Raw genomic sequence first — 13,887 nt, forward strand, 5'->3', positions numbered from 1 at the left:
CGCGCGGCTCGTCCTGATCCTCAGCGGCGTTTGCCGGTGACCGCAGGCGGGTGGGCGGCCCCCGCTTCGAGGAACGATTCGGCGCCGGTCACCGCGTCGCGGCCCGGCAGCGCCCGGAACACCCAGGTGCGGTACGACCAGAAGCGGAAGAGGGTGGCGATGCCGATGCCGAGGAACTTGAAGATGTTGGACTGCAGCGGGCTGTCCCAGCCGAAGCCGTACGTGGCGGTGTAGAGGACCCCGTTCTCGATCACCAGTCCGACCGCGCTGAACAGCAGGAAGAGCGACATCTCCTTCGTACGGCCGCTCTTGTCGCGGTCACGGTAGGTGAAGTAGCGGAAGCCGACGTAGTTGAAGGCGATGGCGACGACCGTGGCGATGACGCTGGCCCGGACGACCTGCAGGTCGGTGGTGTGCCGCACGAGGTTGAACACGGCGAGGTTCACCAGGAGCCCCGCACCGCCCACCGCGCCGAATTTCGCGACCTCCCGTACGAGCAGGTCGATCCGGCGGCGCAGGGCGCCGCGGGGCTTCGTATCAGGCCCCGAGGTGGTACTTCCCATCGTGTGCGGCCCCCGTCGTTCGGTCCGGTCGGTGTGTACCGGTGGTCAGCCGGTTGCTGTTCCGTCCGAAATGAGTGATCTTCGGTCGAACTCCACTGGCTCAGCCATGCTAACCAGCGCCTCTCGGCAATGCCTGTGGAGAAGCTCACAGGTGCTGTCCGGCGGTGGTACGGGGGCGGTCCAGGGGGAAAAGGGCGGGGCAACCGGACGGCCGGGAGTGGCCGATTCCGCGGCCGATAGTCTGGGGGTGTGACGTTCCCGGTAGTCGGCATGGTCGGCGGTGGCCAGCTCGCTCGTATGACACACGAGGCGGGCATCCCGCTCGGCATCAGGTTCAAGCTCCTCAGTGACACCCCTCAGGATTCCGCGGCGCAGGTCGTCGGTGATGTCGTCATAGGCGACTACCGCGACCTGGACACGCTGCGTGCGTTCGCGCAGGGCTGCGACGTGATCACCTTCGATCACGAACACGTACCCACCGAGCATCTACGCGCTCTGGAGGCGGACGGCATCCCCGTCCGCCCGGGGCCGGACGCGCTCCAGCACGCCCAGGACAAGGGCGTGATGCGCGCGAGGCTCGACGCGATCGGTGTGCCGTGCCCCCGGCACCGCATCGTCGCGGACCCCGACGACGTGGCCGCTTTCGCCGCCGAGGGCGAGGGGTTTCCGGTCATCCTCAAGACGGTGCGCGGCGGCTACGACGGCAAGGGGGTGTGGGTCGTCCGGTCGGTCGAGGACGCCGCCGAGCCCTTCCGCGCCGGGGTCCCGGTCCTCGCCGAGGAGAAGGTCGACTTCGTCCGGGAGCTGGCCGCCAACGTCGTACGGTCGCCGCACGGCCAGGCCGTCGCGTACCCGGTCGTGGAGTCGCAACAGGTGAACGGGGTCTGTGACACCGTCATCGCGCCCGCACCCGACCTCGACCCGGCCCTCGCGCTCAAGGCCGAGGAGCTGGCCCTCACCATCGCCAAGGAACTGGACGTGATCGGCCACCTGGCCGTCGAGCTCTTCCAGACCCGCGACGGCCGCATCCTCGTCAACGAGCTGGCCATGCGCCCGCACAACTCCGGCCACTGGTCGATGGACGGCGCGATCACCAGCCAGTTCGCCAACCACGTACGGGCCGTCCTCGACCTGCCGCTGGGCGACCCGCGCCCCCGCGCCAAGTGGACCGTCATGGTCAACGTCCTCGGCGGCGACTACCCGGACATGTACTCCGCGTATCTGCACTGCATGGCCCGCGACCCCCAGCTCAAGATCCACATGTACGGCAAGGACGTGAAACCCGGCCGTAAGGTCGGCCATGTCAACACCTACGGCGACGACCTCGACGACGTGCTGGAGCGCGCCCGTCACGCTGCCGGTTACCTGAGAGGCACGATCACAGAATGAGCCCCGTCGTAGGCATTGTCATGGGGTCGGACTCCGACTGGCCCGTCATGGAGGCCGCCGCGCAGGCCCTCGACGAGTTCGAGATCGCGTACGAGGTCGACGTCGTCTCGGCGCACCGGATGCCGCGCGAGATGGTCGCGTACGGCGAGGAGGCCGCGGGCCGGGGCCTCAAGGTGATCATCGCGGGTGCGGGCGGCGCCGCCCATCTGCCCGGCATGCTCGCGTCGGTGACCCCGCTGCCGGTCATCGGCGTCCCCGTGCCGCTGAAGTACCTCGACGGGATGGACTCCCTCCTGTCGATCGTGCAGATGCCGGCCGGGGTGCCCGTCGCGACCGTCTCCGTCGCGGGGGCCCGCAACGCCGGGCTGCTGGCCGCGCGCATCCTGGCCACGCAGGACGAGGAACTTCTCGGCCGTATGCGGGAGTTCCAACAGGAGCTGAACGACCAGGCCACCGAGAAGGGCAAGCGCCTGCGCACCAAGGTCGAGGGAGCCGGCAACGGCTTCGGCTTCGGGAAGTAGACGTACGCGATGACCGGGATCACGGGGGACATGGGGGACACGGGTATGGCATCGCTGGAGGCGGCCCGGGAGCTGCTGCGGGAGTTCCCGGTCGCGGACGGGCACAACGACCTGCCCTGGGCGCTGCGTGCGCAGGTCCGCTACGACCTCGACGCGCGGGACATCGCCGCCGACCAGAGCGCCTATCTGCACACCGACCTGGCGCGGCTGCGCGCGGGCGGCGTCGGGGCGCAGTTCTGGTCGGTGTATGTGCCCTCGGACGCCGCGTTCCTGCCGGGGGCCGTGCCCGCGACGCTCGAACAGATCGACTGCGTACGGCAGTTGATCGACCGTTACCCGGCCGAGCTGCGGGCCGCGCTGACCGCCGCCGACATGGAGGCGGCCCGCGCCGAGGGCCGCGTCGCCTCCCTGATGGGCGCCGAGGGCGGCCACTCCATCGACAACTCCCTGGCCACCCTGAGGGCGCTGTACGCGCTCGGCGTCCGCTACATGACGCTCACCCACAACGACAACATCGCCTGGGCGGACTCGGCGACCGACGCCCCGGCGGTCGGCGGTCTGTCGGCCTTCGGCCGCGCGGTCGTCCGGGAGATGAACCGCGAGGGCATGCTCGTCGACCTCTCGCACGTGGCCGCGACGACGATGCGGGACGCGCTGGACACGTCCGTCGCCCCGGTGATCTTCTCCCACTCCTCGTCGCGGGCCGTCTGTGACCACCCCCGCAACATCCCGGACGACGTCCTCGAACGCCTCCCGGTCAACGGGGGAGTGGCGATGGTGACGTTCGTACCGAAGTTCGTGCTGCAGGCAGCCGTCGACTGGACGGCCGCCGCCGACGAGAACATGCGTGCGCATGGCCTCCACCACCTCGACACCACCCCCGAGGGGATGGCGGTCCACCGCGCCTTCGAGGAGCGCAACCCGCGCCCCGTCGCCACGGTGTCGACGGTCGCGGACCATCTCGACCACATGCGCGAGGTCACCGGGATCGACCACCTCGGCATCGGCGGCGACTACGACGGCACGGCCTTCACCCCGGACGGCCTGGACGACGTCTCCGGCTACCCGAACCTGATCGCGGAACTCCTCGACCGCGGCTGGTCCAGGACCGACCTCGCCAAGCTGACCTGGCAGAACGCGGTCCGCGTGCTGGGTGCGGCGGAGGACGTGGCCCGGGACCTCCAGTCCCGTACGGGCCCGTCGAACGCGACGCTGGAGCAGCTGGACGGGTGACCCCCGGTGCCACCCGGGGTCACCCGGGTGGCGTACGGCGGCCTCGCGGCGGCGCGTACAACCCGAACGCCCCACCCACCAGGAAGGCGGGCGGCCCCCGTGCCACGGTGACTAGTACTGCGATCACCCAACGGCTACGGAGGTCCGCCATGGCAGATCTGCAGGACGAACTCCAAGCGGGGGAGGCGGGCGAGCTCGACACCCCGCCCACCACCGGCACGAACCCCAAGCCGAAACCGGGCGAACGGCCGCCGGAGGGAGAGCGGATAGCCTCCGGCGACGAGCGGGCCGGTGATGGCCGGGCTGATGGTGAGCGGGCTGGCGACGACCGGGCTGGTGGCGAGCGAGCGCACGCCGACCGGGCTGGCGCCGACCGGGCCGGTGGCGATTGGGCCGACCACGAGCAGGCCGGCACCGAGCAGGCCGACACCGAGCGTGGCGGCGGTCGCGAGCGAGCCGACGGTGGCCCAGTCCGCGGTCGCCGAGCCGACCGCAGACCCGATGCAGTCGGCACCGCCGAGGGTAGCCGGGCCGCGGGCGTCTTCCCCACCTCAGCCGCCCCCACTTCAGCCGCCCCCGCCTCAGCCGCCCCCGGCACCACCTTCCCCGGCACCCTCAGCCCCGACGGCCGGCCGTCCGAGGCCAGGACGGCCCGGGCTCGGACCGCCGGGACCGGGATCGGCGCGGACTCCGGTGGCGAGGCCGCCGCGTCCTCCGGGGCCGCGTCGGCGAAGGCTGAGGTCGGCGACGGCTCCCCGACCGGTGCCGTCGCGGCCTACGTCGGTGAACCCGCGTCGGAGCTGGCCGAGGCGGACGCGTTTCTCGTCGCGCACCCCGTCGCCGACGGTTACAGCGGCCTGCCGTGGGTGCTGCGCCAGCTGCCGCGGTTCGACCTGGAGCTGGGCGAGGGCGGGGTGGACACCGATGTGCCGCGGATGCGCAAGGGCCACATCGGCGCGCTGTTCTGGTCGCTGCACCTCCCGGAGGGCCTGACGGGCGAGCGCGCCGTCAGCGCCACCCTGGAGCAGCTGGACCTCGTCCGCACGGTCGTCGACGCCCACCCCGAGGGCCTGCGGCTCGTGCACAGCGCGGGAGAGACCACCGACGCCCGCAACTGCGGCCGCGTCGCCGTCCTGCTCGGCCCCGCCGGAGCCCCCGCGATCGGCGACTCCCTCGGCATCCTGCGCGCCCTGCACGCCCTCGGCCTGAAGGCCCTCACCCTCGCCGGCGCCTCCTGGGCGGGCGAGTCCGGCCTGAGCAGGTTCGGCGAGGAGGTGGTCCGCGAGATGAACCGCGTCGGCGTCCTCGCCGACCTCTCCGGCGCCTCGGAGGCGACGATCCGCCGGACGATCGCGGTCTCCCGCGCCCCGGTCCTGTGCACCCGCTCGGCGGCCGGCGCCCTGCGCTCCCACCCCGCCAACCTCCCCGACGAGCTCCTCGCCGCGCTGGGGGAGGCCCACGGCCTGTGCATGGTGCCGCTCACCGCCGAGCAGACCGGCCCGTCGATCAGCGACGTCGCCGACCACCTCGACCACGTCCGCGCGATCGCCGGCCCGGAGTGCGTCGGCCTCTCCGGCACCTACGACTCCGGCGCCGCCCACCCCCAGGACCTCACCGACGCCTCCTGCTACCCCCGCCTCGTCGCCGAGCTCATGCACCGAGGCTGGCCCGAACCCGACCTCGCCCTCCTCACCTGGGGCAACGTCCAACGAGTCCTCCGCACAGCCGACTTCACGGCAAGAGCGGCAAGGGACCGCCGAGAGGCCTCTACGGCGAGAATCGCGGAGCTGGACGGTTGACGAGAGGCGCGCCCCGGCCAGGGGGCGCAGCCCGTCAGGTGCGCGGGGAACCGCGCGACCAGCCACGGACAGCCCGCGGCCGCCGGATTACCCCGCATCCCCCTCCCCCTACGGCGTACTCACACCGCACACAGACAGAACGGATGCCCCGCAGGATCCGCGTACACCCGGAACCCCCGCTCACGATCCTCCGCGTCGAGCACCGTCGCTCCCAGTGCCAGCACCTCCTTCTCCGCCGCGTCCAGATCCTCGACGTTCAGGTCGAGATGGAACTGCTGCGACCGCTCCGCCGAGGGCCACTCGGGCGCCACGAACCCCGGCGCCTCCTGGAACGCCAGCCGCGCACCTCCGCCCGGCACCTCCAGGTCCACCCAGTCGCCCTCTCCGCTGACCTTCCCGCCGATCACCTCGGCGTAGAACCCGGCGAGCGCGGCCGGGTCGGGACAGTCCAGGACGACGACGTCCAGCTTGGCGATGGCCATGGCCTTCTCCTTGCCTCATGGGGCATCGGTTACCTGTAAGGCAGAGTAACCAGTAACGGTTACCTCATGCACCCCCATAAGAGGTAACGTCGCCGGTATGAGCGAGAGAGCGTCCGCCCCTGGCGGCCTGGCACTCGTCGAGAGCCTGGTGAACACGCTGGATGTGGAGACGGGCGCCGACGTCCTGGACACCCCGGAGAGCCGGACCCGCCTGGACCTGGCGCCCGGAGAGGACCTCACGGCCGTACGCGAACTGCGGGAGTCCCTCCGGGCGACCCTGCTCGCCCACGCCGGCCACCCGCCGCACCGCGCGGTGACCCCGCTCGGCGACCTCCTGGCCGCCGCGCCGCTGGTCGTCGCGGTCTCCGCCGAGGACGGCTCCGCGACCCTGCGCCCCGCCGCCGACCCGGCCCCCCTGCTCTCCCGCGTGGCCGCGGCTGTCGCCGAGGCCCTCTCGGCCGGCACCTGGCAACGCCTCAAGGCCTGCGAGGCCGACGACTGCCTCTGGGCGTACTACGACCGCAGCCCGGCCGGCCGGGGCCGCTGGTGCTCGATGCAGGTCTGCGGCGCCCGCGCGAAGATGCGCCGGTACCGCGCGAAGTAAGCGCTTCGCCCCCGCTCGCCGCCCGAACGATGGAGAATGGGGGAAGACGCCGTTCCGGCCGACTGAGCCTCGGCCGGAACGGCGTCACCTTCTTGCTCTGTCCGGGGCCGCACGCCGCACCGCAAAGGCGGCCCTACGCCGTCGCCCGCTCATCGCTCGGGCGGCCCTACGCCGTCGCCCGCTCATCGCTCGGGCGGCCCTACGCCGTCGCCCGCTCATCGCTCGGGCGGCCCTACGCCGTCGGCCGCCCCATCGCCCGGTACGTCCACCCCGCCCGCCGCCACAGCTCCGGGTCCAGCGCGTTGCGCCCGTCCAGCACGAGCCGCGTCGACGCGACCTCGCCCAGCGCCGCCGGGTCCAGCTCACGGAACTCGCGCCACTCGGTCAGATGCAGCACGATGTCGGCGCCCCGTACGGCCTCGATCGCGGAGTCGGCGTACCCGAGCGTCGGGAAGAGGCGCCGGGCGTTGGCCATGCCCTTGGGGTCGTAGACGGTGACCTGGCCGCCCTGGAGGTGGATCTGCCCGGCCACGTTGAGGGCGGGGGAGTCGCGTACGTCGTCGGAGTCGGGCTTGAAGGTGGCGCCAAGGACGGCGACCCGCTTGCCGAGGAAGGACCCGCCGCCCAGCGCCTGCCGGGCCAGCTCCACCATCTGCCCGCGCTGGCGCATGTTGATGGAGTCGATCTCGCGCAGGAACGTCAGCGCCTGGTCGGCACCCAGCTCACCGGCGCGCGCCATGAACGCCCGGATGTCCTTTGGCAGACAGCCGCCGCCGAAGCCGATGCCCGCCCGCAGGAACTTCTTTCCGATCCGGTCGTCGTGCCCGATGGCCTCCGCCAGCTTGGCGACATCGCCCCCGGAGGCCTCGCACATCTCGGCCATGGCGTTGATGAAGGAGATCTTGGTGGCGAGGAAGGAGTTCGCGGAGGTCTTCACCAGCTCGGCGGTCGGGAAGTCCGTGACGACGAACGGGGAGCCCTCCTCGACCGGCGTCGCGTACACCTCGCGCAGCAGCTTCTCCGCCTTCTCGCTCCGCACACCGACCACGATCCGGTCGGGGTGCAGCGTGTCGTTCACGGCGAAGCCCTCGCGCAGGAACTCCGGGTTCCACGCCAGCTCGGCGTCCCCCCCGGCGGGCGCGTGCTCGGCGAGATAGGCGGCCAGCCGGTCGGCGGACCCCACGGGCACGGTCGACTTGCCGACGACGAGCGCCGGGCCCGTCAGATGCGGGGCGAGCGAGGCGAACGCGGCGTCGACGTAGGACATGTCGCAGGCGTACTCGCCGTGCCGCTGCGGGGTGTTCACACAGACGAAGTGCACGTCGCCGAAGGCCGCGACCTCGGCGTAGTCGGTCGTGAACCGCAGCCGTCCGCTGGACCCCTCGATCCCGGCGACATGCCTGCGCAGCAGCTCCTCCAGGCCCGGCTCGTACATTGGGACCTCGCCCCGCCGGAGCATGTCGATCTTCTCTTCGACGACATCGAGCCCGAGCACCTCGAACCCCAGCTCGGCCATGGCCGCGGCGTGCGTGGCGCCGAGATAGCCGGTGCCGATCACGGTGATCTTGAGGGCCATGGGGTGCTCCTGGATGTCCGGCCGTGGGGTGTCAACCATGTACGGGTCGAGTGCGCGGCACGAGCATAGTCGGGGCGTGTCCGAGCTCTTGACCGGGCAGATTCCCCACGGGCCGTGGCCTGTCGTCAAGCTCACGTATCACTGGCGTGGACAGGCCACTAAAATTCGGGTTACTTAACGGTAGTTAGCGTCAGGAGCGTGAGAGACCTTGGCCGGATCGGCTGATTTCGACCTGTACCGCCCGTCCGAGGAGCACGACATGCTTCGCGACGCGATCCGTTCCCTCGCCGAGGCGAAGATCGCGCCCTACGCGGCCGCCGTGGACGAGGAGGCGCGCTTCCCGCAGGAGGCGCTCGACGCGCTGGTCGCGAACGACCTGCACGCCGTGCACGTCCCCGAGGAGTACGGCGGCGCCGGCGCCGACGCGCTCGCCACGGTCATAGTGATCGAGGAAGTGGCCCGCGCCTGCGTGTCCTCCTCCCTCATCCCGGCCGTCAACAAGCTCGGCTCGCTGCCCGTGATCCTCTCCGGCTCCGAGGACCTGAAGAAGAAGTACCTGGGCCCGCTCGCCAAGGGCGACGCGATGTTCTCGTACTGCCTCTCCGAGCCGGACGCCGGCTCCGACGCGGCCGGCATGAAGACCCGCGCGGTCCGCGACGGCGACCACTTCATCCTCAACGGCGTCAAGCGCTGGATCACCAACGCGGGCGTCTCCGACTACTACACGGTCATGGCGGTCACGGACCCGGAGAAGCGCTCCAAGGGCATCTCCGCCTTCGTCGTCGAGAAGGCCGACGAGGGCGTCTCCTTCGGCGCCCCGGAGAAGAAGCTCGGCATCAAGGGCTCCCCGACCCGCGAGGTCTACCTCGACAACGTCCGCATCCCCGCCGACCGCATGATCGGCGAGGAGGGCACCGGCTTCGCGACGGCCATGAAGACCCTGGACCACACCCGCATCACCATCGCCGCCCAGGCCCTCGGTGTCGCGCAGGGCGCCCTCGACTACGCCAAGGGCTACGTCCAGGAGCGCAAGCAGTTCGGCAAGCCGATCGCCGACTTCCAGGGCATCCAGTTCATGCTCGCCGACATGGCCATGAAGATCGAGGCCGCCCGCGCCCTGACCTACCAGGCGGCGGCGAAGTCCGAGCGCGGCGACAGGGACCTCACCTTCCAGGGCGCCGCCGCCAAGTGCTTCGCCTCCGACGTCGCCATGGAGGTCACCACGGACGCCGTCCAGCTCCTCGGCGGGTACGGCTACACCCGCGACTACCCGGTCGAGCGCATGATGCGCGACGCCAAGATCACCCAGATTTATGAAGGCACGAACCAAGTGCAGCGGATCGTGATGGCAAGGAACCTTCCCTAGCAGGGTTTTCGCAGGTCAGAGGCGGTTCAGAGGCTCCGGAGGAGCTCTCTCCGCTTTCTGCCCGCTGCGGCCTGATCAGGGCCGTTCATGGGCGTCATGCTGGGGGAATCCTGGGGAGCTGGCGACTCGAAAACAGTCGCTGACCAGCACAAACGAACACAGCCCCCGGCGATCCGCCGGGGGCTGTTGTCGTGTGGGGATCAGGCGACCTCTGACGCGTCTGTGGGGTCGTCGGGGTCATCGGCGCCGGGCGTCAGCATGGTTGCGATGGCGACTCGGCCGCGCTGCTGGGCGCCTTCGAAGATGTAGTGGTAGTGCTCCCTGAGCACGTCCGTGCTGCTGTGGCCCATCCAGTCCGCCACGTCGTTCTCAGGGACTCCGGCGTACAGCAGGCGGGAGCCGTAGTAGTGCCGGAGCGAGTGGGGCTTGCAGTAGGTCACTCCGCCCTTGTCCAGCGCCACCATCCAGATCTTCGGGTAGAAGTACGACGCGTACAGGTACCCGGTCCGCGTCACGTTGGGGAAGAGGAGTCGTTCCGGCCCCCACACACCATGGTTCTTGATGTGTCGCCGCAGCTCGAAGGCGACGTTGGGCGGCAGGGGGATGATGCGCCCCGGCTCTTCCTCATCCCGAGCCTTGATGTGCCGCCGCTGAAGAGCGCTGTTCTTGCCTGACTCGGTCTCCCCGTCTTCGGTGATCTGGAAGTCCACTCGAAGGGTCTCGGCCTTGAAGTCGATCTGATCGCGGGAGACGGCCATGGCTTCGCCCAGCCGCAGACCACACCCCGCCATCAGCCACAGCATCGCGCGGTAGCGAGGAGGGCAGGCTTCCAGCATCGCCAGCACTTCCCGCGTCGTGAGCCGACGACCCTTGCTCTTGTGCTCCCGGATCTCCTTGGCGCGGCTCCCGGCGCCCTTGACCTTCTTGCAGGGGTTCCGTCCGATGATCTCGTTGACAACAGCCCAATCCATCATTCCGGAGAAGAACGAGAAGCGCTGACGCCGCGTCCGGGCCGAGAGCTTGCGGTCCTGCTCCATCCACAAGAGCCACTGCTCAACGTCGGCCACCTTCAGGGACACGATGGAACGGGCCTTGAAGAACGGCTCGATGGTCGTGTTGAGGATGGACCGGTACTGCTTCTTGGTGCTGTTCGTCAGCTTCCTTTGATTGGTCCACTGCTCCCAGACGGCCGTTACGGGCTGCTTTCCCAACCGGTCGTCGAGATACGTCCCGGCGTCGAGTTCCTGTTCCTTGCGCTTGCGCTGGTCGTCCGCCCGCGTCTTGGTCGCGAAGGTCTTCTGACGCTGCTTGCCGTCGGGGTCGTACCAGAACGTCGTCCACTTCTTCGGGTCGTCCTTGGACCGTGCGACCCATGCCCTTGCCACTGAGGCAGCCCCCTCCTGCTGTCGACGCACGGGACCGCCCCGCCGTCGCGCCGGTCATTCCCGGCACCTCAAGTCTGCGCAGTGTCCACCCTGGGTTGTCAACCCAGGGTGGAACCCTCTGGGTGTGCTACGTTGAGGGTATGGAAGCAGATGACAGCGGGTTCGAGATCACGCAGCAGCAAGGCGCATGGGTGGTGCGCATGTGGTGGCCCGTAGGGCCGATCAACGGCGGACCCCAGCGGATCACCATCGAGCCGGCCGAAGATGCGCCTGCTCGTGAGACCGCGCGCGGCATCTCGACCACAGTCCTGCGCAGGCTCGACGTGGGGGCGGCCCTGAACTTGGCGAAGCAGGCCCCTGAAGCCCAGCGGACGCTGGACGAGGTGGCAGCGAAGCTCAACGAGATGGGAGAAGCCGCCGGACTCGCCCTGGAGGGGGAAGGGGTCTCCGAGCGGTACTTGGCACTGCTCGCGGCCACGTACACCGCCATGGCTGACATGGGGGCGCCTGCGCCTGTTCCGTGGCTGTCCCGGCTCATCGGCCGTCGACCCGAGACGGTGAAGGATCACCTGAAGCGGGCCAGAAGGGACGGTTTCCTGACCACGGTCGCTGGCAAGGCCGGAGGCGAGTTGACGAACAAGGCCAGAACTGTGCTTGGGGAGCCGGCTGAAGCCGGAAGCGAATGAGATCGGCTGAATTCCCCAGCACCTGCTAAGCATTGAGCCCCCGAGGGTCTTCGGGGGCTTTCTTGTTTCTTGAGGGACAAAAATGACGAGTGTCAAGCTCATGACGGTGGACGAAGTGGCCAACTACCTGAACAAGCCCCGATCGTGGGTGTACGGGAACTGGAGGCCGAACAGATCCCGTTCCGCAAGGTGGGTCAGTCTCTCCGCTGCCGACCGGCCGACTTGGAAAAGTGGCTGGACTGCCAGAACTGAAGAGCTGCAAGAAGTGAGCGCCCCCGAGGCAATTCGGGGGCTTTTTGTTTGCTGAGAGGGCTACGTGACCAAGACGATTCCACCTCTGGACGAACGCGGACAGGCCGAGTTGGAGAAGCGTGTGGATGCACTGCTAGAGGCTGCTGGAGAAGAAGCATCCGAGGAATGGCCGAACCTCTGGCCGGAGCAAGCGGAAACGGAGTTCGAGCGGATAGCAGCAGCTCATACCGGGATGGTCCCCCTGTGCTGGGCTCCCCTCGTGGCGGCACTACCCACCTTCGATCCCGAGTCGACACGCGGAGATCTGGAACCCCTCATGCGGGAGCGCCCCGGAGCGGAGGAGCCCGACCGCTATGGCGAACTGCTCGCCCTGTTTTCTGAAGCAGAGGAGGCAGATGCGGGACACGGTTCCGGCTTTTCGATGGAGCGCCGGAACTTCTCACCAGAATCGTGTCGATGGCCCGGTTGCAAAGATCCTTTGTATGCCCCTGAGACATCCCGAGGGAGAGGCAGGCCCCGGAAATACTGCGACGACCACAGGAAGGCCGCTGAAGCACGCAGGAGGGCGCTTCAGCGGCGGGGAGTGCTGATTGGCAGGAACCGAAACCTGGTCTATGACTTCGTGGGCCTGGAGGAGCAGGACCTCTCTGGCTACCGGGAGCTGTGGGTCCGGATTAACACCACGGGGACGTGACATGCGTGGGGCCGCTACCGGGGGCCTTTGCTGTGTCGCATTAATTCAGAACAGTGGAGGGTCATACCTCTGGGGCCATGCACACTCGGCGGTGTGCCTCTGGCACGGCCAACAGGCCGGGCAGTTCCTAAGTCTTTATGAGGCTCTGCGGACACCTCCCTGTGAGAGGGGCAACGTAGAGAAACACTTCTCCCCTTGCTTCCTACTTGCATCGTTCACAGTGGGGGGTAAGGGGGGCAGTGTCTTCTCTTACGTTGTCCTCTTGTGAGGCTGAGGGCCGCTCTTAGGCGGCCCTTCTCTCTAATTCTTTTCATTAATTAGCTCTCTAGGAGGTCGCCATGAGCGACGCAGAACCGATTTCTGAGGCCATGCCAGCCGACCCTTCCGACCCTGTTCGAGCCGAGGTTGAGCGGGAGTATTCCGGAAAGCTGGCACGGGCTGAACTCAAGGGCTACGCGGCCCAGGCCGGGATCAATCTCCCGGATGGATTCACCGATTACCTGGATGGTTCCAAGCTGCTTGGTGAAGATGGCAAGCCTTCGGCCGCGGCGATGGATAAGGCCCTTGCACCTTTCAAGTCCACCGAACCGGCTTTCCCTCATCTTGCGGGCGCAGGCCCTAACCGTAGCGGTGGCCCTATGCCGGAGCGCCGCCGCATTTCTCTCGATGTTCGTAAGCGATAATTAGGAGTACCCGCATGGCCCTTGCTTATCAGAACCCTGCCACCAGCACTTTCATCCCCGAGATCTGGGATGCTGAACTCATTGTCGCCTTCGATCCGCTCCTGGTCTGGGCCTCCCCGATTGTTTCGAATAACAAGTACGAGGGTGAGATCCGGGCCAAGGGTGACGTCGTCCACATCAACAGCCTGCTTCGGCCGACCGTCGGCGATTACACGATTGCTGACGGGATGACGGCTCAGCGGCCGGAAACGGTTGATCAGAAGCTGATCATTACTGAGGCGAAGTACCTTCAGGTTCTCGTGGAGGATGCGGAACGGGTGCAGCTCGCCGCTGGCCTGGATTCTCCGATCAACCAGCAGATGATTCGGGCCCTGGCCCGTGAGGCCGACACCTTCATGGGCAACATCATTGCCACAGGGGCGACGGCTCTTCCGGCGATCACGCCGACGGCCGACAACATCCCTCAGAGCCTCTACAGCGCAATTCTGGACATGATGCTGGCCCTGGATGACAACGACATCCCGGCAGGCCGTTACGTGGTCGTCTCGCCACGCGTTAATACTCCAGCTGTAGATCGTGATCTTGTTGGTGAGGGCCAGTGCGGAGACGAGCACGGCCACCGTTGATCATCGTGAGTTGTGTGGACAAACGACG

General features: G+C 68.5%; 14 protein-coding genes. 10 read left to right on the forward strand and 4 right to left on the reverse strand.

Going from position 1 to position 13,887, the window contains the following annotated elements; translation table 11 throughout:
- Window positions 1-20 precede the first annotated feature (20 nt).
- Window positions 21-563: a GtrA family protein gene (locus ACWD26_RS35080; RefSeq protein ID WP_451276195.1), complete on the reverse strand. Its 543-nt coding sequence runs from the start codon at window positions 561-563 to the stop codon at window positions 21-23.
- A gap of 249 nt (window positions 564-812) precedes the next feature.
- On the opposite strand from ACWD26_RS35080, the gene ACWD26_RS35085 reads away from it, so the two are divergent.
- From ACWD26_RS35085 to ACWD26_RS35100, 4 genes are all read left to right on the forward strand, one after another.
- Window positions 813-1,952, forward strand: coding sequence for a 5-(carboxyamino)imidazole ribonucleotide synthase (locus ACWD26_RS35085; RefSeq protein ID WP_451276197.1), 1,140 nt, complete (start codon window positions 813-815; stop codon window positions 1,950-1,952).
- Entirely contained in the window at window positions 1,949-2,473 is a 525-nt protein-coding gene (purE, locus tag ACWD26_RS35090; protein ID WP_451276198.1) for a 5-(carboxyamino)imidazole ribonucleotide mutase, read from the forward strand. The genes ACWD26_RS35085 and purE overlap by 4 nt, the downstream gene beginning before the upstream one ends.
- A 45-nt stretch (window positions 2,474-2,518) precedes the next feature.
- On the forward strand, window positions 2,519-3,706 hold the full coding sequence (locus ACWD26_RS35095; RefSeq protein ID WP_451276225.1) for a dipeptidase: 1,188 nt from the start codon (window positions 2,519-2,521) through the stop codon (window positions 3,704-3,706).
- 677 nt (window positions 3,707-4,383) lie between these two features.
- Entirely contained in the window at window positions 4,384-5,505 is a 1,122-nt protein-coding gene (locus ACWD26_RS35100) for a dipeptidase (protein ID WP_451276227.1), read from the forward strand.
- Between the two features lie 119 nt (window positions 5,506-5,624).
- Here ACWD26_RS35100 and ACWD26_RS35105 read toward each other — a convergent pair whose 3' ends face one another.
- Window positions 5,625-5,987 (reverse strand): VOC family protein, encoded by a 363-nt coding sequence (locus tag ACWD26_RS35105; RefSeq protein ID WP_451276200.1) that lies wholly within the window; start codon window positions 5,985-5,987, stop codon window positions 5,625-5,627.
- Between the two features lie 97 nt (window positions 5,988-6,084).
- Between ACWD26_RS35105 and ACWD26_RS35110 the strand changes: the two genes are divergently transcribed.
- Window positions 6,085-6,591: a CGNR zinc finger domain-containing protein gene (locus ACWD26_RS35110; RefSeq protein ID WP_451276202.1), complete on the forward strand. Its 507-nt coding sequence runs from the start codon at window positions 6,085-6,087 to the stop codon at window positions 6,589-6,591.
- Between the two features lie 232 nt (window positions 6,592-6,823).
- On the opposite strand, the gene ACWD26_RS35115 is transcribed toward ACWD26_RS35110, so the two are convergent.
- Window positions 6,824-8,167 carry a UDP-glucose dehydrogenase family protein gene (locus ACWD26_RS35115; RefSeq protein ID WP_451276204.1) on the reverse strand — a complete coding sequence of 448 codons (1,344 nt, stop codon included), beginning with the start codon at window positions 8,165-8,167 and terminating at the stop codon, window positions 6,824-6,826.
- Window positions 8,168-8,375: 208 nt separating this feature from the next.
- Here ACWD26_RS35115 and ACWD26_RS35120 point away from each other — a divergent pair, with 208 nt between their 5' ends.
- Window positions 8,376-9,533: an acyl-CoA dehydrogenase gene (locus ACWD26_RS35120; protein ID WP_451276206.1), complete on the forward strand. Its 1,158-nt coding sequence runs from the start codon at window positions 8,376-8,378 to the stop codon at window positions 9,531-9,533.
- Window positions 9,534-9,733: 200 nt separating this feature from the next.
- Here the strand turns inward: ACWD26_RS35120 and ACWD26_RS35125 are convergent, their stop codons facing one another.
- On the reverse strand, window positions 9,734-10,918 hold the full coding sequence (locus ACWD26_RS35125) for a tyrosine-type recombinase/integrase (protein WP_451276208.1): 1,185 nt from the start codon (window positions 10,916-10,918) through the stop codon (window positions 9,734-9,736).
- Window positions 10,919-11,058: 140 nt separating this feature from the next.
- On the opposite strand from ACWD26_RS35125, the gene ACWD26_RS35130 reads away from it, so the two are divergent.
- The 4 genes from ACWD26_RS35130 (at window position 11,059) to ACWD26_RS35145 (ending at window position 13,859) form a co-directional block, all read left to right on the forward strand.
- The gene (locus ACWD26_RS35130; protein WP_451276210.1) at window positions 11,059-11,604 is read left to right on the forward strand and encodes a hypothetical protein; all 546 of its coding nucleotides are present in this window, start codon (window positions 11,059-11,061) and stop codon (window positions 11,602-11,604) included.
- 316 nt (window positions 11,605-11,920) lie between these two features.
- Entirely contained in the window at window positions 11,921-12,550 is a 630-nt protein-coding gene (locus ACWD26_RS35135) for a hypothetical protein (protein ID WP_451276212.1), read from the forward strand.
- Between the two features lie 338 nt (window positions 12,551-12,888).
- The gene (locus ACWD26_RS35140) at window positions 12,889-13,233 is read left to right on the forward strand and encodes a hypothetical protein (protein WP_451276214.1); all 345 of its coding nucleotides are present in this window, start codon (window positions 12,889-12,891) and stop codon (window positions 13,231-13,233) included.
- Window positions 13,234-13,247: 14 nt separating this feature from the next.
- Window positions 13,248-13,859 (forward strand): hypothetical protein, encoded by a 612-nt coding sequence (locus tag ACWD26_RS35145; protein ID WP_451276216.1) that lies wholly within the window; start codon window positions 13,248-13,250, stop codon window positions 13,857-13,859.
- Window positions 13,860-13,887 lie beyond the last annotated feature (28 nt).

This window comes from Streptomyces sp. NPDC002787, assembly GCF_053592095.1.

Excerpts from the sequence above, each read along its gene's own strand:
- ACWD26_RS35080 (WP_451276195.1), bottom strand. The coding sequence starts at position 563 with ATGGGAAGTACCACCTCGGGGCCTGATACGAAGCCCCGCGGCGCCCTG.
- purE (WP_451276198.1), top strand. The coding sequence starts at position 1,949 with ATGAGCCCCGTCGTAGGCATTGTCATGGGGTCGGACTCCGACTGGCCC.
- ACWD26_RS35095 (WP_451276225.1), top strand. The coding sequence starts at position 2,519 with ATGGCATCGCTGGAGGCGGCCCGGGAGCTGCTGCGGGAGTTCCCGGTC.
- ACWD26_RS35105 (WP_451276200.1), bottom strand. The coding sequence starts at position 5,987 with ATGGCCATCGCCAAGCTGGACGTCGTCGTCCTGGACTGTCCCGACCCG.
- ACWD26_RS35110 (WP_451276202.1), top strand. The coding sequence starts at position 6,085 with ATGAGCGAGAGAGCGTCCGCCCCTGGCGGCCTGGCACTCGTCGAGAGC.
- ACWD26_RS35115 (WP_451276204.1), bottom strand. The coding sequence starts at position 8,167 with ATGGCCCTCAAGATCACCGTGATCGGCACCGGCTATCTCGGCGCCACG.
- ACWD26_RS35130 (WP_451276210.1), top strand. The coding sequence starts at position 11,059 with ATGGAAGCAGATGACAGCGGGTTCGAGATCACGCAGCAGCAAGGCGCA.
- ACWD26_RS35140 (WP_451276214.1), top strand. The coding sequence starts at position 12,889 with ATGAGCGACGCAGAACCGATTTCTGAGGCCATGCCAGCCGACCCTTCC.
- ACWD26_RS35145 (WP_451276216.1), top strand. The coding sequence starts at position 13,248 with ATGGCCCTTGCTTATCAGAACCCTGCCACCAGCACTTTCATCCCCGAG.